Raw genomic sequence first — 18,783 nt, 5'->3', positions numbered from 1 at the left:
AGCGCCGCAGATCCAGTGTAGGAGCGAGCCTGCTCGCGAAGAACGATAACGCGGTCTACCGGGCAAACCGCCCCGGCCAGCCAATGATGTTTTTCGGCCGCGGCGTCGCATACGTCCGCACCTTCGATGTCGACAGCCCCAGGCGCACCAACGATTCGGCAATGGTCACCGCCGCCGTCACGCCATCCACCACCGGTACCCCGGTACGCCGGCGAATCTGCTCGTCCAGCCCGGCCATGCCGCCGCAGCCCAGGCAAATCACTTCGGCCTTGTCCTGGGTCACCGCCAGTTCGGCCTGATGCACGATGGCCTCCAGTGCGCGTTGCGGTTCGTGTTCCAGTTCCAGCACTGCCAAACCACTGGCCCGTACCGAGGCGCAACGGTCCCAGAGGCCGGAGAGCTTGAGGCGATCTTCGATCAGCGGCACGGTGCGATCGAGGGTGGTGACCACGGAATAGGCGTGTCCGAGAAACATCGCCGTGCTGGCGGCGGCATCAGTGATGTCCACCACCGGCACATTGAGCAGTTCCTGCAAGCCTTCACGGCCGTGCTCGCCATAGCCGGCCTGGATCACGGCGTCGAATGGCTGGTCGTAGGACATCACCCGATCCATGACCGCGATGGCCGCCAGGTAGCTTTCGAAATTGCCTTCGATGGAGTCGGCGCCGAAGTGCGGGGTGAGGCCGACGATTTCCGTGCCGGGCGACGCGACGGCTTGCGCCGAACGGGCGATGGCCTGGGTGATGGATTCGGTGGTGTTGACGTTGACCACGAGAATGCGCATTGAAAGTCCTTATTGCAGTTGGTTCTGCGGCCCGACCACGCCGGGCCGCGACAGGATCAGTGGCTGACGTTGTCGACGGCGATGGCTTCGCCGCTGACATCGGCGTAGTGCGGTTGGCGCTTGGCGATGATCAGGTAGAGCATCCCGGCGATGCCGGCACCAATCAGCCAGGAGAACGGCGATACGCTGTGGAACCCTGGCACCAGGGCCAGGACGATGGCGATCAGGGCAGCGGGAATGAACGCCGCCACGGCGCGCAAATTGACCCCGCGGCTGTAGTAATACGCGCCGTTCGGGTCTTCGCTGTACAACTGCGGCACGTTGACCTGGCCTTTGCGTACCAGCCAGTAGTCGACCATGATCACCCCGTACAACGGGCCGAGCAGGGCACCGAGGCCGGACAGGAAATACACGATCACCAGCGGACTGTTGTAGAGGTTCCACGGCAGGATCAGCACGGCGATGGTCGCGCTGATCAGCCCGGCGCGGCGGAAGGTCAGGTACTTGGGCGCCAGGTTGCTGAGTACGAACGCCGGGGCGACGAAGTTGGCCATGATGTTCACCGCCACGGTGACGATCAGGAACGCCAGGCAGCCGAGCACCAGGAAGAAGGTGTTGGGGATCGAGGCGATGATTTCGGTCGGGCTTTCGATAATCCGGCCATTGATCTGAAATTGCGCGCCGCACAGCAGGACCGTGATGCTGGCGAACACCAGGATATTCACCGGCAAGCCCCAGAAATTTCCGACCTTGATGGTCTTGCGGCACGGCGAAGAGCGGGCGAAGTCGCAGAAGTTGAGGATCAAGGTGCCGTAGATCGCCAGCCACAGTGCGCCACCGGCAAAGATGTTGCGCCACATCTCACCGCCAGTCAGCGGCTCGCGGATCGACCAGGCAATCGTCGCATCGGCCTGGGTGTACATCCACGCGGCGAGTGCGGCGACGGTCAGCAGAATCACCGGACCGGCAAACGCCTCGTAGCGCCGTACCATCTCCATGCCATAAGCAAGGATCGCCAGTTGCACGAACCAGATCGCGACGAAACACACCCAGCCCAGGGTCGACAGGCCGAGGATCGAGTCGTGGTCGTAGTCGGCGAACCCTGGATGGACCGCCGTCAACAGCACGCGAAACACCACGGACGCAAGGTACGTCTGAATACCGAACCAGGCGATGGCGATCACGGCGCGGATCAATGCAGGAATCTGCGCACCATGAATGCCGAAACTGATCCGGCTGATGACCGGAAACGGCACCCCGGTTTTCTGGCCCATGTAGCCAGACAGGTTCATGAAGAAGTAAACCAGCGCCGCGCCGATACCCAGGGACAGCAGGATCTGCCAGCCACCCAGACCCAAAGCGTACAGACCGATGGCAAACGAGTAGTTGGCAATGTTGTGAACGTCGTTGGTCCATAGGGCAAAGATGCTGTAGCGGCCCCAGCGCCGGCCTTCGGACTTGGTCGGTGCCAGGTCCTTGTTGTGCAGTCGGGGGCTGAGCACCACGGGGGCGTGATGCGCCTGGTTGTCGGCGGTGTGGGTGGAATGGGAAGAGGGTAGATCCAGCGCGATGTTGTTATTGGAGAGACTAGTACGCATTCCGGCAGGCTCCTGATGCTCGACGCCGCGATGACTGTGCATGAGCGTTGGCTCGACAAATCTTCGTCGCGGGTGGCGAATATCATTGGTTACGGGGCATCTGCAGCCTGTACGGGATAGGGCGCTTCAGGCTTGCGGATCTAAAGTGTGTGTATGTTTTGATTTTATTGTATACAAAACATATATGCACTTAAGCCAGATTTGTGCCAGTTGCGATTCTATAAAAAACAGTGCTCATTTCGTTTTGTTATCGAAAACGAATAACTGACTGAAAAATAGAAAATTTAAATTGACCGATTGAACAGGTATTTATTTTTGGAGAGGGAGGATGTGGGCGAGATGATGAGAAAGGAGATGTAACTTTTTGGGGCGCTGAAACTAAAAGTGCACACACAAATGGCACTTATGGTGACATTCGTGTGTACACATTGTGTGTTGTGGCACATTGACTCTGTAGGAGCGAGCTTGCTCGCGAAAAACTCGAGAGCGTCGCGGGGGAATCAGGTTTACAGCGTTTTCGTTGACGACCATCGCGAGCAAGCTCGCTCCTACCCCTTGCTGATGATATTCCCCGCATGCAACCCGCATTCCTTCTGCGTCGCTTCTTCCCACCACCAGCGGCCTTCACGCTCATGCTGGTTCGGCAGTACCGGGCGGGTGCAGGGTTCGCAGCCGATGCTGATGAAACCGCGTTCGTGCAGGCTGTTGTACGGCAGTTCCAGCATGCGGATGTAGCCCCAGATCTCTTCACTGGTCATTTGCGCCAGCGGGTTGAACTTGTACAAGGTGCGTTCCGGGGTGGAGAACGCGGTGTCGATTTCCATCACTGCGACGGCGCTGCGGGTGCCGGGGCTCTGGTCCCGGCGCTGGCCGGTGGCCCAGGCTTTCACGCCGGACAGCTTGCGGCGCAGCGGTTCGATCTTGCGGATACCGCAGCATTCGCCATGGCCGTCCTTGTAGAAGCTGAACAGGCCTTTTTCCTTCACGAAGGGTTCGAGTTTGGTGTGGTCCGGCGACACCAGCTCGATGTCGATCTTGTAGTGCTCGCGCACCTGATCGATGAAGCGGTAGGTCTCGGGGTGCAGGCGGCCGGTGTCGAGACTGAACACTTTGACGTTCTTGTTCAGCTTCCAGGCCATGTCCACCAGCACCACGTCCTCGGCACCGCTGAAAGATATCCACAGGTCATCGCCGAACTCGGCAAAAGCGAGCTTCAGGATGTCCTGGGCGGATTTGTTGGCATAGGTCGTGGCGAGTTCCACGACGTCGAACGTTGGGCTCATCAGGGCGGCTTCCTACAGGTCGGTGGCGCTGGGCGCTCTATATGGGATCGATGGTAACAAAAAGCTGCACGGGCCGGGGCATCCTCTGCGTTGCGCAGGCAGGCCCGAGTCGCTAGAGTTCGGCAGGCTTTATGCTCGCTCGACTCAATAATCAATACAAATGGGAGTGTCTTGTGGAAATTGCCTGTCTGGATCTTGAAGGTGTGCTGGTCCCGGAAATCTGGATCGCCTTCGCCGAAAAAACCGGGATCGAGTCCCTCAGGGCCACCACCCGGGACATTCCCGACTACGACGTGCTGATGAAGCAGCGCCTGCGGATTCTCGACGAGCACGGCCTGAAACTTTCCGACATTCAGGAAGTGATCGCCACGCTCAAGCCACTGGATGGCGCCATCGAGTTCGTCGACTGGCTGCGCGAGCGCTTCCAGGTAGTGATCCTGTCGGACACCTTCTATGAGTTCTCCCAGCCACTGATGCGCCAACTGGGCTTCCCGACCTTGCTCTGCCATCGTCTGATTACCGACGACAGCGGGCGCGTCACTGGCTACCAGTTGCGTCAGAAAGATCCCAAGCGTCAGTCGGTCCTGGCCTTCAAGAGCCTCTACTACCGGGTGATCGCAGCGGGGGATTCCTACAACGACACCACGATGCTGGGCGAGGCCGATGCCGGGATTCTGTTCCATGCGCCGGAAAACGTGATTGCGCAGTTCCCGCAGTTCCCGGCGGTGCACACGTTTGAAGAGCTGAAGCAGGAGTTCATCAAGGCTTCGAACCGGACGTTGAGCCTGTAAACCCGATCCCTGTAGGAGCTGCCGCAGGCTGCGATCTTTTGATCTTGATCTTAAAAAACAAGATCAAAAGATCGCAGCCTCGTTTCACTCGACAGCTCCTACTGCGGAGGGTGTCAGAGGTTTTGCAAGGTTTCGAGCAACACCTTCACCTTGGTAATCGATTCCTGATACTCAGCCTGCCACTCCGAATCCGCGACAATCCCGCCGCCGCCCCAGCAACACACCTGCCCGTCCTTGACCAGCAAGCTGCGGATGGCGATGGAGCTGTCCATTTCGCCACGCACGTCCAGGTAGACCAATGAACCGCAATACAGTCCGCGTCGGGTCGGTTCCAGCTCATCGATGATCTGCATGGCGCGAATCTTTGGCGCGCCGGTAATCGAGCCCCCCGGGAAGCTGCCAGCAATCAGGTTCAGGGCATCGCGGTCATCCGCCAGTTCACCGGTGACACTGCTGACCAGGTGATGCACGTTCGGATAGCTTTCCAGGCTGAACAGTTCCGGTACCCGAACCGAACCGGTGCGGCAGGTCCGGCCGAGGTCATTGCGCAGCAGGTCGACGATCATCAGGTTTTCCGCGCGATCCTTGGGGCTGGCCAGCAGTTCGGTGGCGTTCGCGGCGTCTTGCTCAGGCGTCAGGCCCCGAGGTCGAGTGCCCTTGATCGGGCGGGTTTCCACATGGCGCTGGCTGACTTTGACGAAGCGTTCCGGCGACAGGCTGAGTACGGCATCGCCGTCAGGCAAGCTCTGGAAACCGGAAAAAGGCGTCGGGCACGCTGCGCGCAGAGCGCAGTAAGCGGTCCAGGGATCACCTTGGCAGGGCGCACGAAAACGCTGGGCGAAGTTGACCTGATAACAGTCGCCGGCCTGAATGTATTGCTGGATGCGCTCGATTGCCTGTTGATACTGGTCAGCGCTCAAGTCGGCAGTCATCGGGGTGAGCAGTTTGAAGGGCGCGACCACTTCCGGTGCAGGCTGGCTGAACAGATCGATCAGGCGCTGGCGTTCGCCGGTGGGCAGTGTCGGGTGGAACACCAATTGACTGGTCAGCGAAAGGTGATCGCTGACCAATGCCCAGCCGTACAGGCCGAAACGCGCGTCAGGCAGTTGCAGGTCGTCCTGTGCCTGGCTCGGCAGGCGCTCCAGATGCCGGCCGAAGTCGTAACTCAGGTAGCCGATCAATCCACCGGCAAACGGCAACTCATAAGGTACCGGCAGAGTCGCTTCGCCCAGGCGTGTCAGGTTATCGCGCAGGCGTTGCAGGAAGGCATCGCCACTTTCGTCGGGCGATACCGTCAGTTGTTCCAGTGGCCAGGCGCTGAGCAGGTCATAGCGACCGCGGTCAGCACTGGGGCGGCCGCTGTCGAGCAGCACGGCGCCGGGGGCATGGCGAATCGCCGCGAAGTATTGGGCGGGGTTGGCGCGATAGGGCAGCGGGTGTACGGAACAGGTCAGCATGGGCGGGGAAGATCAGCCATTGAGGCGGGGTGGCGATTGTAGACCTCTGTAGGATTTGGTCCTAGAGGGATGTCGGAAAGAGGCACATCGGAAGCGACTGAAATTACATTCTGTGGCGAGGGAGCTTGCTCCTTCGCCACAAAAGATCAACCCTCGACCGCAGGAATGTGCCCAAACATCTCCTGTACAAACGCCACACGCTCTTTGACCGATTCGGTCACGCCACGAGCCTTGAGGTCTTCCATTCGTGCTTCCACCGCATGAGTACGCAACGTCAGCCCGCAGTCATTGGCAATCTGAATATTCAGCCCAGGCCGGGCGTTGAGTTCAAGAATCAACGGGCCTTTTTCCTGGTCCAGGACCATGTCGACTCCGATGTAGCCCAACCCGCACAATTCATAACAGCCGGCGGCGAGTTTCATGAAACCGTCCCAGTAGGGCAGTTGCACGCCATCCACTGCATTGGTGGTGTCCGGGTGTTTGTTGATGATGTTGTTCAGCCAGGTGCCGCGCAGGGTCAGGCCGGTGGCCAGATCCACACCGACGCCGATGGCGCCCTGGTGCAGGTTGGCCTTGCCGTTGGACTGGCGGGTCGGCAAGCGCAACATGGCCATCACCGGGTAACCCATCAAAACAATGATGCGAATGTCCGGCACGCCTTCGTAACTGATGCTCTTGAAGATCTGGTCCGGAATCACGCGGTATTCGATCAGGGCCCGGTCGCGGTGACCGCCCAGGGAGTACAGGCCGGTCAGGATGCTGGAAATCTGATGCTCGATTTCTTCATGGCTGATGATCCGGCCGGACACCGAGCGATAGCGGCCTTCAAAGCGGTCGGCGATGACCAGGATGCCGTCGCCGCCAGCGCCCTGGGCCGGTTTGATCACGAAGTCGCTGCGTGCGCCGATGATCTCTTCGAGATTGTCGATTTCCTTCTCGGTGGAGATTACGCCATACAGCTCGGGCACATGGATGCCAGCGGCGATGGCGCGCTCCTTGGTGATGATCTTGTCATCGACGATCGGGTACAGGCTGCGCTTGTTGTACTTGAGCACGTAGTCTGCGTTGCGCCGATTGATCCCCATGATGCCCTGGGCTTCCAGGGCCTTCCAGGTCTTCCAGAAGCCGAACATCAGGCGTCAGCCTTTTTCAGGAAGGCCTTGAAACGCACCAGTTCGGTGAGGCGATAACCGCGATAACGCCCCATGGCCAGCATGAAGCCCACCAGGATCAGCAGGATCGCCGGGAAGGTGAACACGAAGTACACCAGTTCCGGCACGGTCATGATCAGGTGCGCCAGGGACGCGGCGAACAGCGTGCCGATGGCCACTTTCATGGCATGGCCGCCGCCGCGTTCTTCCCAGGTGATCGACAGGCGTTCGATGGTCATGGTCAGGATCACCATCGGGAACAGCGCCACCGACAAGCCGCGCTCCAGGCCGAGTTTATGGCTGAACAGGCTGATGGCCGCGATCAACACCACCACAAAGGTCAGCACCACCGACAGCCTCGGCAGCATTTGCAGCTTCAGGTGTTCGAGGTAGGACCGTAGCGAAAGCCCCAGCGCCGTGATGATGGTAAACAGCATGATGCCGAAGCCGAGCTGGGTTTCGCGGAAGGCCAGGGCGATCAGCACCGGGGTGAAGGTGCCCAGGGTCTGGATGCCGACCAGGTTGCGCAGGATCAGGATTACCAGCACGCCAATCGGGATCATCACCATGATCATGAAGGTCTGCTGGGTTTGCAGCGGCAGGCCGTACAACGAGTATTCGAGGAAGTTGGCGTCGGTGTTTTCGTCGGTCAGCTTGGCCAGGCGAATGGCATTCATTTCGCTGTTGTTCAGGCTGAAGGTCACGTTGGCTTTCTTGCCACCATCGACGGTGATCAGGTTTTCGTCGCCGGTCCACCACAGCAGGCGGTCGGTCGGCAGGCCCTGTTCACCGGTTTCCGGGTTGAAGTACAGCCAGTCGGTGCCGTTGAAACTGCGCAGCCACAGTTCCGGGATTTGCGGCTGATCGGCCACCAGGCGGATGGTGTGGACCTTCTCGATCGGCACGTGGGCGACGGACAGCAGCAACTCGACGATTTTCGCCTTGTGCGCGGTGGACGGATCACCGGCCAGTAACAGCTTCACGTTGTCGTCGTTGAGGTTGTTGACCCGCTTGATGGCTTCGCCGACGAAGGTTTCGACGTCGGCCGAATGCTGGCGAATCGGAGCAAGCAGGGCTTCGGCGGCGATTTTTTCCGGGCCTTCGATGGTCATGCTGTCGCGAAAGGTCGGGCCTTTGATCTTGGCTTTCTCACCGGAATAACGCTTGGTCAGCACCAGGCGGTAATACAGCGTCTGATTGCCTTTGGCCCGGCGCGCCGACCAGGTGACCTTGCGGTTGCCGTCGACCCGGTTCACGGCCACGCCGTAGTTATTGGAGATGAAGCTCTCGTTGAGGCTGACGAAGTCGCGGCTCAGCGGTGGCACGAACATCTGGATCTTGACCGGATCCTTGGCACTGGCGACGAACTCGACCTTGGCGTCGATGTTCCACAGGTCGTCGGTGGCGTCTTCGGTCACCGGGATGCCCAGCACGAAGATCTGATAGGCCGTAACTGAAATGCCCAGCGCCACCAGGATGGCGATCAGCAGTTTCAGATGAAGGGTAAGAGAGCGCATTGAAATTACTCGGCGGTATGAGCGTCGGTGGTGCAGGCAGGTTTGCCGGCAGCATATTTAAGGCTGGGGTCAACCAGTGCATCGAAGCGTTTGAGGGCTTCGGAGCCAATCAGTAGCGGATATTGGAAAGCGCTGCGGTCGGTCAGGTTCACTTCGATGCTACGCAGGGCCGAGCCCATGCAGATGTCCAGTTCGATCACCGGGCGGGCGGTGTACTTCTTGCCCTCTTCGGGGTCGTAGTCGCCGGCCCGGCGCTTGATCTTGCTGACACGGGCCAGCGGGCGTTCGATCGGGTGCGAATGGGCGGCGTCGATGGCCAGGTAAAAGCGCACCCATGACTCGCCGTTGCGTTTGAAACGTTTGATATCCCGCGCGCTCAGGGAAGCGGTTTTTGCCCCGGTGTCGAGTTTGGCCGCCACTTCCAGGTCAATGCCATTGAGCGATGCGTACTCATTAAGGCCATACACGGTCTTTTCCCCGGCCATTGCGAAACCAGGCAGACAAAGGAAATAAAGGAAGGCAGGGAAGGGCTTGAGTCTCATAAATCCTGGTGCGCAGCGGTCCGACTTGATTCAAGGCCCTGGCATCGCTGCGCAAGCTCCCTCGTATGCCTGTCAGGTTTTTATGACAGGCAGTGCAGATGTGACAAACAAATGCGGGCGGCATTCTAGCACGGTAGTTTGATGGCGCCAGCGCTGGCCGGTGGCTATAAACAGAGGGATTGCTTCGTTATGGTGCAGCCGGTTATCAGAAGATTGTCGACAATATCGATTTAACCTTTGACTGTGTCGCCTGTATTCGTTAGTTTTTGCGGCATTGGCTCACAAGGTGTCGACAATATGCTGGATCAACTCGATCCCCCCGTTTCAACGCAAGACGATACGGAGACCCTGTCCGAGAACGTCTTCCGACGCATTCAGGCGGCTATCGTCAAAGGCGAGATTGCGCCGGGCAGCAAAATCTCCGAGCCGGAGTTGGCGCGCACCTACGGCATCAGCCGTGGCCCGTTGCGCGAGGCCATCCACCGTCTGGAAGGCCAGCGCCTGCTGGTTCGCGTGCCGCATGTCGGCGCCCGGGTGGTGTCGCTCAACCACGCCGAACTGATTGAGCTATACGAAATCCGCGAATCCCTGGAAGGCATGGCCTGTCGCCTGGCCGCCGAGCGCATGAGCCTCGAGGAAATCGACGAACTGCGTCGGGTCCTGGAAACCCACGAGCGCGATGAGGCGTTTCAGGCAGGGAGAGGCTACTACCAGCAGGAAGGCGATTTCGACTTCCACTACCGAATCATCCAGGGCAGCGGCAACCGCACGCTGACCCAAATGCTCTGCGGCGAGCTGTATCAACTGGTGCGCATGTACCGCATCCAGTTTTCCACCACGCCCAATCGCCCGCACCAGGCGTTTGCCGAGCACCACCGAATTCTCGATGCCATTGCCGACCGTGACGGTGAACTGGCCGAGTTGTTGATGCGCCGTCACATCGGCGCCTCCAAACGCAACATCGCCCGTCATTACCAGGACGGCGCTAACCCGACAGCCAAACGAGGTGAGTCATGAGTTTGAACAAGAGCACTCCAGGCCAGCGTTTCCGCGATGCGGTCGCCAGCGAGCATCCATTGCAAGTGGTCGGCGCGATCAACGCCAACCACGCGCTGCTGGCCAAACGCGCCGGTTTCAAGGCGATCTACCTGTCGGGTGGCGGGGTGGCTGCCGGCTCCCTCGGCGTGCCTGACCTGGGCATCACCGGTCTGGATGACGTGCTGACCGACGTGCGCCGTATCACCGATGTTTGCGACCTGCCATTGCTGGTGGATGTGGACACCGGTTTCGGTTCCTCGGCGTTCAACGTCGCTCGCACCGTCAAGTCGATGATCAAGTTCGGCGCGGCGGCGATTCACATCGAAGACCAGGTTGGCGCCAAGCGCTGTGGTCACCGTCCGAATAAAGAGATTGTGACCCAACAGGAAATGGTCGACCGCATCAAGGCCGCCGTCGATGCGCGTACCGATGACAGCTTCGTGATCATGGCCCGTACCGACGCCCTGGCGGTGGAAGGTCTGGAGTCTGCCCTGGATCGCGCTGCTGCGTGCATCGAGGCCGGCGCCGACATGGTGTTCCCGGAAGCCATCACCGAGCTGGACATGTACAAGCTGTTCGCCAACCGCGTGAAAGCGCCGATCCTGGCCAACATCACCGAATTCGGCGCGACGCCGCTGTACACCACCGAGCAACTGGCCGCTGCCGACGTATCGCTGGTGCTGTACCCGCTGTCGGCGTTCCGCGCCATGAACAAGGCTGCAGAAAACGTCTACACCGCGATCCGTCGCGACGGCACTCAACAAAACGTCATCGACACCATGCAGACCCGCATGGAGCTTTACGATCGCATCGACTACCACACCTTCGAGCAGAAGCTCGATGCGTTGTTCGCCGCGAAAAAGTAAGTCGAAGAACTCCCTGACAAATTCAAGAAAAATTGGAGACAGCAATGGCCGAAGCAAAAGTACTCAGTGGCGCCGGGCTCCGTGGCCAGGTAGCCGGGCAAACCGCACTGTCCACCGTGGGCCAGTCGGGTGCCGGTCTGACCTATCGTGGTTATGACGTACGTGAACTGGCGGCTGACGCACAGTTCGAAGAAGTTGCCTATCTGCTGCTGTACGGCGAACTGCCGAGCAAAGCGCAACTTGCAACCTACATCACCAAGCTGAGCAAGCTGCGTGACTTGCCGCAAGCGCTGAAAGAAGTGCTGGAACGCATCCCCGCCGACGCCCACCCGATGGACGTGATGCGCACTGGCTGCTCGTTCCTGGGCAACCTGGAGCCGGAGAACAACTTCTCCGAGCAGCACGACAAGACCGACCGCCTGCTGGCCGCGTTCCCGGCGATCATGACCTACTGGTATCGCTTCAGCCACGAAGGCAAGCGCATCGATTGCGTGAGCGACGAACAGTCCATCGGCGGCCACTTCCTGCACCTGCTGCACGGCAAGAAGCCGAGCGAGCTGCACGTCAAGGTGATGAACGTTTCGCTGATCCTTTACGCGGAGCACGAGTTCAACGCCTCGACCTTCACCGCACGTGTTTGCGCGTCGACCCTGTCCGACCTGTATTCGTGCATCACCGCGGCCATCGGCTCGCTGCGCGGCCCGCTGCACGGTGGCGCCAACGAAGCGGCGATGGAAATGATCGAGCGCTTCTCGTCGCCGGAAGACGCGATCAAGGGCACCCTTGGCATGCTCGAGCGCAAGGACAAGATCATGGGCTTCGGCCACGCGATCTATAAGGACAACGATCCGCGCAACGAGGTGATCAAGGGCTGGTCGAAAAAACTCGCTGACGAAGTGGATGACAAAGTGTTGTTCCCGGTTTCCGAAGCCATCGACAAGACCATGTGGGAGCAGAAGAAACTGTTCCCGAACGCCGACTTCTACCATGCCTCGGCGTACCACTTCATGGGCATTCCGACCAAGTTGTTCACACCGATCTTCGTCTGCTCGCGCCTGACCGGCTGGGCTGCCCACGTGTACGAACAACGTGCCAACAACCGCATCATCCGTCCAAGCGCCGAGTACACCGGCGTTGAACAGCGCAAGTTCGTACCAATCGAACAACGCTGAATGGTGAGAGCAGGCACCGGTATTGAATGAACCGGTAACCCTGTAGGAGCTGGCTTGCCAGCGAAGACGATCTGTCATTCAACATGTTCGTTGACTGATCCACCGCATTCGCTGGCAAGCCAGCTCCTACAGAGGTTCGGTACCACTTGAGTACCGGTGCCAGGCCCACCTTTTGTAACTACCGTGACCGAGTCCTGACGATGAACACTCAATTCCGTAAACCGCTGCCCGGCAGCAAACTGGATTACTTCGATGTCCGCGCAGCGGTCGAGGCGATCCAGCCTGGCGCCTACGACACCCTGCCGTACACCTCCCGTGTGCTGGCGGAAAACCTTGTGCGTCGCTGCGACCCGGCCACGCTCACCGAATCCCTGAAGCAATTCATCGAACGCAAGCGCGATCTCGACTTCCCGTGGTTCCCGGCCCGCGTGGTGTGCCACGACATCCTCGGCCAGACCGCTTTGGTCGACCTCGCCGGCCTGCGTGATGCCATCGCCCTGCAAGGCGGCGACCCTGCGCAAGTCAACCCGGTGGTGCCGACGCAACTGATCGTCGACCACTCCCTGGCCGTCGAGCGTGGTGGCTTCGATCCGCAGGCGTTCGAGAAGAACCGCGCCATCGAAGACCGTCGCAACGAAGACCGTTTCCACTTCATCAACTGGACCAAAAAGGCGTTCAAGAACGTCGACGTGATCCCGCCGGGCAACGGCATCATGCACCAGATCAACCTGGAGAAAATGTCCCCGGTGATCCAGGTGCGCGACGGTGTGGCCTTCCCCGACACCTGTGTCGGCACCGACAGCCACACCCCGCACGTCGATGCGCTGGGTGTGATCGCCATCGGCGTTGGCGGCCTGGAAGCAGAGAGCGTGATGCTCGGCCGCGCCTCCTGGATGCGCCTGCCGGAAAGCGTCGGCGTCGAACTGACCGGCAAGCTGCAACCGGGCATCACCGCCACCGACATGGTGCTGGCGTTGACCGAGTTCCTGCGCCAGCAAAAAGTGGTCGGTGCGTGGCTGGAGTTCTTCGGCGAAGGCGCGTCAAAGCTGACCCTCGGCGACCGCGCGACCATCTCCAACATGGCCCCGGAATACGGCGCCACCGCGGCGATGTTCTACATCGACCAGCAGACCATCGACTACCTAAAGCTCACGGGCCGTGAAGACGAGCAGGTGCAGTTGGTCGAGAACTACGCCAAGCAGACCGGCCTGTGGGCTGACAGCCTGAAAGGCGCGCAGTACGAGCGCGGCCTGACGTTCGACCTGTCTTCGGTTGTGCGCAACATGGCTGGCCCGAGCAACCCGCACGCCCGTGTCGCGGTTTCGGATCTGGCAGCCAAAGGCATCGCCGGTCAGTGGGAAGACGTACCTGGCCAGATGCCGGATGGCGCGGTGATCATTGCCGCCATCACCAGTTGCACCAACACCAGCAACCCGCGCAACGTGATCGCCGCCGGCCTGCTGGCGCGCAACGCCAACAAGCTCGGCCTGACCCGCAAGCCGTGGGTCAAATCGTCCTTGGCACCGGGTTCGAAAACCGTCGCGCTGTACCTCGACGAAGCCGGTTTGACCGATGAGCTGGAGCAGCTCGGATTCGGCGTCGTGGCCTTCGCCTGCACCACCTGCAACGGCATGTCCGGCGCGCTGGATCCGGTGATCCAGCAAGAGATCATCGACCGCGACCTGTACGCCACTGCCGTGTTGTCCGGTAACCGCAACTTTGACGGCCGGATTCACCCGTACGCCAAGCAGGCGTTCCTCGCGTCGCCGCCATTGGTCGTTGCTTACGCCATCGCCGGTACCATCCGTTTCGACATCGAAAAAGATGTGCTGGGCGTGGTGGATGGCAAGGAAATCCGCCTGAAAGACATCTGGCCGAGCGACGAAGAAATCGACTCGGTGGTGAAGGCCTCGGTGAAACCTGAGCAGTTCCGTCAGGTCTACATCCCGATGTTCGCCATCCACGAAGACACCGGTCCGAAAGTCGCGCCGCTGTACGACTGGCGCGAGATGAGCACCTACATTCGCCGTCCGCCGTACTGGGAAGGTGCATTGGCCGGGGCACGTCCGCTCAAGGGCATGCGTCCGCTGGCGGTGCTGCCGGACAACATCACCACCGATCACCTTTCGCCGTCCAACGCCATCATGCTCGACAGCGCCGCCGGCGAATACCTGGCGAAAATGGGCCTGCCGGAAGAGGACTTCAACTCTTACGCGACTCACCGTGGTGACCACCTGACTGCGCAGCGCGCAACCTTCGCCAACCCGAAACTGTTCAACGAAATGGTTCAGGAAAACGGCAAGGTCAAGCAGGGTTCGCTGGCCCGTGTCGAGCCGGAAGGCAAAGTGATGCGCATGTGGGAAGCCATCGAAACCTACATGGATCGCAAGCAGCCGCTGATCATCATCGCAGGTCAAGACTACGGCCAGGGTTCGTCCCGCGACTGGGCGGCCAAGGGCGTGCGCCTGGCGGGTGTGGAAGCGATTGCCGCCGAAGGTTTCGAACGCATTCACCGCACCAACCTGGTGGGCATGGGCGTGTTGCCGCTGGAATTCAAAGCGGGCACCAACCGTCATACCCTGGGCATCGACGGCAGCGAAACCTACGACGTGATTGGCGAGCGCACGCCACGTGCCGAGCTGACGCTGGTGATCCATCGCAAGAACGGCGAACGCGTCGATGTGCCGGTGACCTGCCGCCTCGATACCGCCGAAGAAGTGTCGATCTACGAGGCTGGCGGTGTGTTGCAACGCTTCGCCCAGGACTTCCTCGAAGAATCGGCGGTCGCCGTCTAAAACAGGCTGTACCGACACGGGACTTCAAGTCCCGTGTCTGCTTTCAGATTAGGAGTAACGAGCACCATGGCTCATGCACCGCAGATCAAAATTCCCGCCACCTACATGCGCGGCGGCACCAGCAAAGGCGTGTTTTTCAGCCTGAAGGATTTGCCTGAAGCGGCACAGGTCCCAGGCCCGGCCCGCGACGCTTTGCTGCTGCGCATAATCGGCAGCCCCGACCCGTACGACAAGCAAATCGACGGTATGGGCGGCGCGACTTCCAGCACCAGCAAAACCGTGATCCTGTCGAAAAGCATCAAAGCCGATCACGATGTCGACTACCTGTTCGGTCAGGTGTCGATCGACAAGCCGTTCGTGGACTGGAGCGGCAACTGCGGCAACCTGTCGGCGGCGGTCGGTTCGTTTGCCGTCAGCAATGGCCTGGTGGACGCCAGCCGCATCCCGCACAACGGCGTGGTGGTGGTTCGCGTGTGGCAGGCCAACATCGGCAAGACCATCATCGCCCACGTACCGATCACCAATGGTGAAGTGCAGGAAACCGGTGATTTCGAGCTCGACGGCGTGACCTTCCCGGCAGCCGAAGTGCAGATCGAGTTCCTCGATCCTGCGGCGGACGAAGAGGGTGGCGGCGGTTCGATGTTCCCTACCGGCAACCTCGTGGATGACCTGGAAGTACCCGGTGTCGGTACCTTCAAGGCGACCATGATCAACGCCGGCATCCCGACAATTTTTATCAATGCCGAAGACATCGGCTACAAAGGCACCGAGTTGCAGGGCGCGATCAATGGCGATCCGAAAGCCTTGCTGATGTTCGAAACCATCCGTGCCTACGGCGCGCTACGCATGGGTCTGATTTCGAACATCGACGAAGCGGCCAAGCGGCAGCACACGCCGAAGGTGGCCTTCGTGGCCAAGCCTGCGGACTACGTGGCATCAAGCGGCAAGGCGATAGCGGCGGGGGATGTCGACCTGCTGGTGCGTGCATTGTCCATGGGCAAGTTGCACCACGCGATGATGGGCACGGCGGCAGTGGCGATCGGTACGGCTGCAGCGATTTCCGGCACTTTGGTGAACCTCGCTGCAGGCGGTATCGAACGCAATGCGGTGCGCTTCGGCCATCCGTCCGGCACCCTGCGTGTCGGCGCCGAGGCCAGTCAGGTCAATGGCGAATGGACCGTGAACAAGGCAATCATGAGCCGCAGTGCGCGGGTGTTGATGGAAGGTTTCGTTCGCGTGCCAGGCGACTCGTTCTGACACAAACCCCGTAGGAGCTGCCCTGAACCGAGGTCCCATCAACGACCCACTTCATAGAGTGAATCGAACATGAGTGCCAACGTCGACCTGAACAACCGTCCGGACTACGACAAGGTCCTGCAGGACATTGCCGATTACATTCTCAACTTCAAGATCGAGTCTGAAGAGGCGCTGGATACCGCGCGTAACTGCCTGATCGATACCTTGGGGTGCGGCTTGCTGGCCCTGCGTTTCCCGGAGTGCACCAAGCACCTGGGGCCTGTGGTCGAAGGCACCGTCGTGCCGTTCGGCGCCCGCGTGCCGGGCACCAGTTACCGGCTCGATCCGGTGAAGGCGGCGTGGGACATCGGCTGCATCGTGCGCTGGCTCGACTACAACGACACCTGGCTCGCCGCCGAGTGGGGACATCCGTCGGATAACCTCGGCGGTATTCTCGCGGTGGCCGACCACCTGTCGCAAAAGCGCCTGGCCAATGGCGAGGCGCCGCTGACCGTTCGCACGGTGCTTGAATCGATGATCATGGCCCACGAGATTCAAGGGGTGATCGCCCTTGAGAATTCGTTCAACCGCGTCGGCCTCGATCACGTGATTCTGGTGAAAGTCGCCTCGACCGCGGTTGCGGCCAAGCTGATGGGCGCCAATCGCGAACAGTTGTTGTCGGCGTTGTCCCACGCCTTTGCCGACGGTCAGGCCTTGCGCACGTACCGGCATGCGCCGAATGCCGGCTCGCGCAAGTCCTGGGCTGCGGGCGATGCGTCCAGTCGTGGCGTGCGCCTGGCGGACATTGCGATGCGCGGCGAGATGGGCATCCCCGGCGTATTGAGTGCCAAGCAGTGGGGTTTTTACGACGTACTGTTCAGCCACACCAATAGCGATCTGGCACTCAAGCCAGAAGACAGGCGCGGGTTCAGTTTCTCGCGGCCGTACGGCAGTTATGTAATGGAACACGTGCTGTTCAAGATCAGTTTTCCCGCCGAGTTCCATGCGCAAACGGCCTGCGAAGCGGCGGTGACCTTGCATCCGCAAGTGCGTAATCGCCTGCACGAAATCGACAGGATCGTCATCACCACCCATGAATCGGCGATTCGCATCATTTCCAAAGTCGGTCCATTGGCAAACGCCGCCGACCGCGATCACTGCATCCAGTACATGACCGCCGTGCCGCTGGCCTTCGGCAATCTGGTGGCGGAGCACTACGAGGACGATTTCCACAAGGCGCATCCAATCATCGATGTGCTTCGCGAGAAAATGGTCATCGTCGAAGAGCCGCGTTACACCCGTGAATACCTGGAGGCGGATAAACGCTCGATTGCCAATGCGGTGCAGGTGTTCTTCAAGGATGGTTCGAACACTGAGAATGTGGTGGTGGAATACCCGATCGGGCATCGTCGGCGCCGGGTTGAAGGTATCCCGTTGCTGGAGGAGAAATTCAGGGCGAACTTGCTGACACGATTCACCGCTCAGCGCAGCGAAGAGATTTTTGCGCTGTGCAAGGATCAGCAGAAACTTGAGGCGACAGCGGTGAACCGGTTCGTGGATTTGTTTGTTACCTGAAAGACCGCGTTATCGTTCAATCGTCGGAACGCCGCCCGGAGCCGGCTCGCTCCTACAGTTGATTTGTGTTCACCGCAGATCCCCTGTAGGAGTGAGCCTGCTCGCGATGAGGCCGGAACAGGCAATAAAGGTTTACTTGAACCGCCGCTCCACACCTTTCTCCACCAGAATTTTCGCAGATATTTCTTCCACCGAAAAATGCGTGGAGTTGATGTGCGGGATGTTTGCGCGGCGGAACAGGTTCTCGACCTCGCGCACTTCGAACTCGCACTGGGCGTAGCTCGAATAGCGGCTGTTGGGCTTGCGCTCGTTGCGGATCGCGGTGAGGCGGTCTGGGTCGATGGTCAGGCCGAACAGCTTGTGCTGGTGGGCGCGCAGGGCGTTTGGCAGTTGCAGGCGTTCCATGTCGTCTTCGGTCAGCGGGTAGTTGGCTGCGCGGATACCGAATTGCATGGCCATGTACAGGCACGTCGGCGTCTTACCACATCGCGACACGCCCACTAGTATCAGGTCGGCCTTGTCGTAATAGTGCGTGCGGGCGCCGTCGTCGTTGTCGAGGGCGAAGTTCACCGCCTCGATGCGTTCCATATAATTGGTGTTCGAGCCGATGGAATGGGATTTGCCCACGGTGTAGGAAGAATGCTCGGTCAGTTCCTGTTCAAGCGGTGCCAGGAACGTCGAGAAAATGTCGATCATGAAACCATTCGAGGTTGCGAGAATCTCACGAATGTCCTGATTGACGATGGTGTCGAAGATAATCGGACGGAAGCCGTCTGTTTCGGCGGCTTTGTTGATTTGTTGTACCATGGCCCGCGCTTTGTCCACGTTGTCGATGTACGGACGCGTGACTTTGCTGAAGGTAATGTTTTCGAACTGCGCCAGAAGGCTTTGGCCGAGGGCTTCGGCGGTAATGCCGGTACCATCGGAGATAAAGAAAGCAGATCGTTTCATTTGCACCTTGGGCCTTAAGCTAGTGAC

Annotated in this window: 15 protein-coding genes; 7 read left to right on the top strand and 8 right to left on the bottom strand. The window is 60.0% G+C overall.

What is annotated here, in order from left to right; all coding sequences use genetic code 11:
- Nucleotides 1–55: 55 nt before the first annotated feature.
- The 3 genes from AC1DWG_RS07485 to AC1DWG_RS07475 all read right to left on the bottom strand — a co-directional run bounded on the left by AC1DWG_RS07485 (nucleotide 56) and on the right by AC1DWG_RS07475 (nucleotide 3,665).
- The gene (locus AC1DWG_RS07485; protein ID WP_007988885.1) at nucleotides 56–784 is read right to left on the bottom strand and encodes an aspartate/glutamate racemase family protein; all 729 of its coding nucleotides are present in this window, start codon (nucleotides 782–784) and stop codon (nucleotides 56–58) included.
- A gap of 56 nt (nucleotides 785–840) precedes the next feature.
- On the bottom strand, nucleotides 841–2,382 hold the full coding sequence (locus tag AC1DWG_RS07480) for an NCS1 family nucleobase:cation symporter-1 (protein ID WP_477762399.1): 1,542 nt from the start codon (nucleotides 2,380–2,382) through the stop codon (nucleotides 841–843).
- Nucleotides 2,383–2,930: 548 nt separating this feature from the next.
- Nucleotides 2,931–3,665 carry a phosphoadenylyl-sulfate reductase gene (locus tag AC1DWG_RS07475; RefSeq protein WP_477752589.1) on the bottom strand — a complete coding sequence of 245 codons (735 nt, stop codon included), beginning with the start codon at nucleotides 3,663–3,665 and terminating at the stop codon, nucleotides 2,931–2,933.
- A 173-nt stretch (nucleotides 3,666–3,838) separates the two neighbouring features.
- On the opposite strand from AC1DWG_RS07475, the gene thrH reads away from it, so the two are divergent.
- A complete protein-coding gene (thrH, locus tag AC1DWG_RS07470; RefSeq protein ID WP_108218929.1) occupies nucleotides 3,839–4,456 on the top strand; it encodes a bifunctional phosphoserine phosphatase/homoserine phosphotransferase ThrH in 618 nt (205 codons plus the stop codon).
- Between the two features lie 113 nt (nucleotides 4,457–4,569).
- Here the strand turns inward: thrH and pabB are convergent, their stop codons facing one another.
- From pabB to rloA, 4 genes are all read right to left on the bottom strand, one after another.
- The gene (gene pabB, locus AC1DWG_RS07465) at nucleotides 4,570–5,913 is read right to left on the bottom strand and encodes an aminodeoxychorismate synthase component I (protein WP_477762398.1); all 1,344 of its coding nucleotides are present in this window, start codon (nucleotides 5,911–5,913) and stop codon (nucleotides 4,570–4,572) included.
- Nucleotides 5,914–6,059: 146 nt separating this feature from the next.
- Nucleotides 6,060–7,046 (bottom strand): alpha-L-glutamate ligase-like protein, encoded by a 987-nt coding sequence (locus tag AC1DWG_RS07460; RefSeq protein ID WP_477752592.1) that lies wholly within the window; start codon nucleotides 7,044–7,046, stop codon nucleotides 6,060–6,062.
- Entirely contained in the window at nucleotides 7,046–8,581 is a 1,536-nt protein-coding gene (gene rloB, locus AC1DWG_RS07455; protein WP_477762397.1) for an osmotic stress tolerance membrane protein RloB, read from the bottom strand. Before rloB ends, AC1DWG_RS07460 begins: the two co-directional genes overlap by 1 nt.
- A 5-nt stretch (nucleotides 8,582–8,586) precedes the next feature.
- Nucleotides 8,587–9,123 (bottom strand): retropepsin-like aspartic peptidase RloA, encoded by a 537-nt coding sequence (gene rloA / locus AC1DWG_RS07450; RefSeq protein WP_217837642.1) that lies wholly within the window; start codon nucleotides 9,121–9,123, stop codon nucleotides 8,587–8,589.
- Nucleotides 9,124–9,420: 297 nt separating this feature from the next.
- Between rloA and AC1DWG_RS07445 the strand changes: the two genes are divergently transcribed.
- From AC1DWG_RS07445 to prpD, 6 genes are all read left to right on the top strand, one after another.
- Nucleotides 9,421–10,140 carry a GntR family transcriptional regulator gene (locus AC1DWG_RS07445; protein WP_218431358.1) on the top strand — a complete coding sequence of 240 codons (720 nt, stop codon included), beginning with the start codon at nucleotides 9,421–9,423 and terminating at the stop codon, nucleotides 10,138–10,140.
- Nucleotides 10,137–11,027 (top strand): methylisocitrate lyase, encoded by an 891-nt coding sequence (gene prpB, locus AC1DWG_RS07440; protein WP_108218923.1) that lies wholly within the window; start codon nucleotides 10,137–10,139, stop codon nucleotides 11,025–11,027. Before AC1DWG_RS07445 ends, prpB begins: the two co-directional genes overlap by 4 nt.
- Before the next feature lie 44 nt (nucleotides 11,028–11,071).
- Nucleotides 11,072–12,199 carry a bifunctional 2-methylcitrate synthase/citrate synthase gene (gene prpC, locus AC1DWG_RS07435; RefSeq protein ID WP_477787570.1) on the top strand — a complete coding sequence of 376 codons (1,128 nt, stop codon included), beginning with the start codon at nucleotides 11,072–11,074 and terminating at the stop codon, nucleotides 12,197–12,199.
- Between the two features lie 200 nt (nucleotides 12,200–12,399).
- Nucleotides 12,400–14,994, top strand: a complete 2,595-nt coding sequence (acnD, locus tag AC1DWG_RS07430) for a Fe/S-dependent 2-methylisocitrate dehydratase AcnD (protein ID WP_477787569.1) — start codon at nucleotides 12,400–12,402, stop codon at nucleotides 14,992–14,994.
- Nucleotides 14,995–15,060: 66 nt separating this feature from the next.
- Complete coding sequence (gene prpF, locus AC1DWG_RS07425; RefSeq protein ID WP_477762394.1) at nucleotides 15,061–16,251, top strand: 2-methylaconitate cis-trans isomerase PrpF; 1,191 nt, start codon at nucleotides 15,061–15,063, stop codon at nucleotides 16,249–16,251.
- Between the two features lie 69 nt (nucleotides 16,252–16,320).
- Nucleotides 16,321–17,805, top strand: a complete 1,485-nt coding sequence (gene prpD / locus AC1DWG_RS07420) for a 2-methylcitrate dehydratase (protein ID WP_477752598.1) — start codon at nucleotides 16,321–16,323, stop codon at nucleotides 17,803–17,805.
- A gap of 132 nt (nucleotides 17,806–17,937) precedes the next feature.
- On the opposite strand, the gene ppsR is transcribed toward prpD, so the two are convergent.
- Nucleotides 17,938–18,756, bottom strand: coding sequence for a posphoenolpyruvate synthetase regulatory kinase/phosphorylase PpsR (ppsR, locus tag AC1DWG_RS07415; protein WP_477752599.1), 819 nt, complete (start codon nucleotides 18,754–18,756; stop codon nucleotides 17,938–17,940).
- Between the last annotated feature and the right edge of the window lie 27 nt (nucleotides 18,757–18,783).

This window comes from Pseudomonas sp. P4_B3 (assembly GCF_056402295.1).
Note: the sequence above shows the minus strand (reverse complement) of the source record. Positions and strands in the feature narration are given on the sequence as shown.

Excerpts from the sequence above, each read along its gene's own strand:
- AC1DWG_RS07485 (WP_007988885.1), bottom strand. The coding sequence starts at position 784 with ATGCGCATTCTCGTGGTCAACGTCAACACCACCGAATCCATCACCCAG.
- AC1DWG_RS07480 (WP_477762399.1), bottom strand. The coding sequence starts at position 2,382 with ATGCGTACTAGTCTCTCCAATAACAACATCGCGCTGGATCTACCCTCT.
- AC1DWG_RS07475 (WP_477752589.1), bottom strand. The coding sequence starts at position 3,665 with ATGAGCCCAACGTTCGACGTCGTGGAACTCGCCACGACCTATGCCAAC.
- pabB (WP_477762398.1), bottom strand. The coding sequence starts at position 5,913 with ATGCTGACCTGTTCCGTACACCCGCTGCCCTATCGCGCCAACCCCGCC.
- AC1DWG_RS07460 (WP_477752592.1), bottom strand. The coding sequence starts at position 7,046 with ATGTTCGGCTTCTGGAAGACCTGGAAGGCCCTGGAAGCCCAGGGCATC.
- rloB (WP_477762397.1), bottom strand. The coding sequence starts at position 8,581 with ATGCGCTCTCTTACCCTTCATCTGAAACTGCTGATCGCCATCCTGGTG.
- rloA (WP_217837642.1), bottom strand. The coding sequence starts at position 9,123 with ATGAGACTCAAGCCCTTCCCTGCCTTCCTTTATTTCCTTTGTCTGCCT.
- AC1DWG_RS07445 (WP_218431358.1), top strand. The coding sequence starts at position 9,421 with ATGCTGGATCAACTCGATCCCCCCGTTTCAACGCAAGACGATACGGAG.
- prpB (WP_108218923.1), top strand. The coding sequence starts at position 10,137 with ATGAGTTTGAACAAGAGCACTCCAGGCCAGCGTTTCCGCGATGCGGTC.
- prpC (WP_477787570.1), top strand. The coding sequence starts at position 11,072 with ATGGCCGAAGCAAAAGTACTCAGTGGCGCCGGGCTCCGTGGCCAGGTA.
- acnD (WP_477787569.1), top strand. The coding sequence starts at position 12,400 with ATGAACACTCAATTCCGTAAACCGCTGCCCGGCAGCAAACTGGATTAC.
- prpF (WP_477762394.1), top strand. The coding sequence starts at position 15,061 with ATGGCTCATGCACCGCAGATCAAAATTCCCGCCACCTACATGCGCGGC.
- prpD (WP_477752598.1), top strand. The coding sequence starts at position 16,321 with ATGAGTGCCAACGTCGACCTGAACAACCGTCCGGACTACGACAAGGTC.
- ppsR (WP_477752599.1), bottom strand. The coding sequence starts at position 18,756 with ATGAAACGATCTGCTTTCTTTATCTCCGATGGTACCGGCATTACCGCC.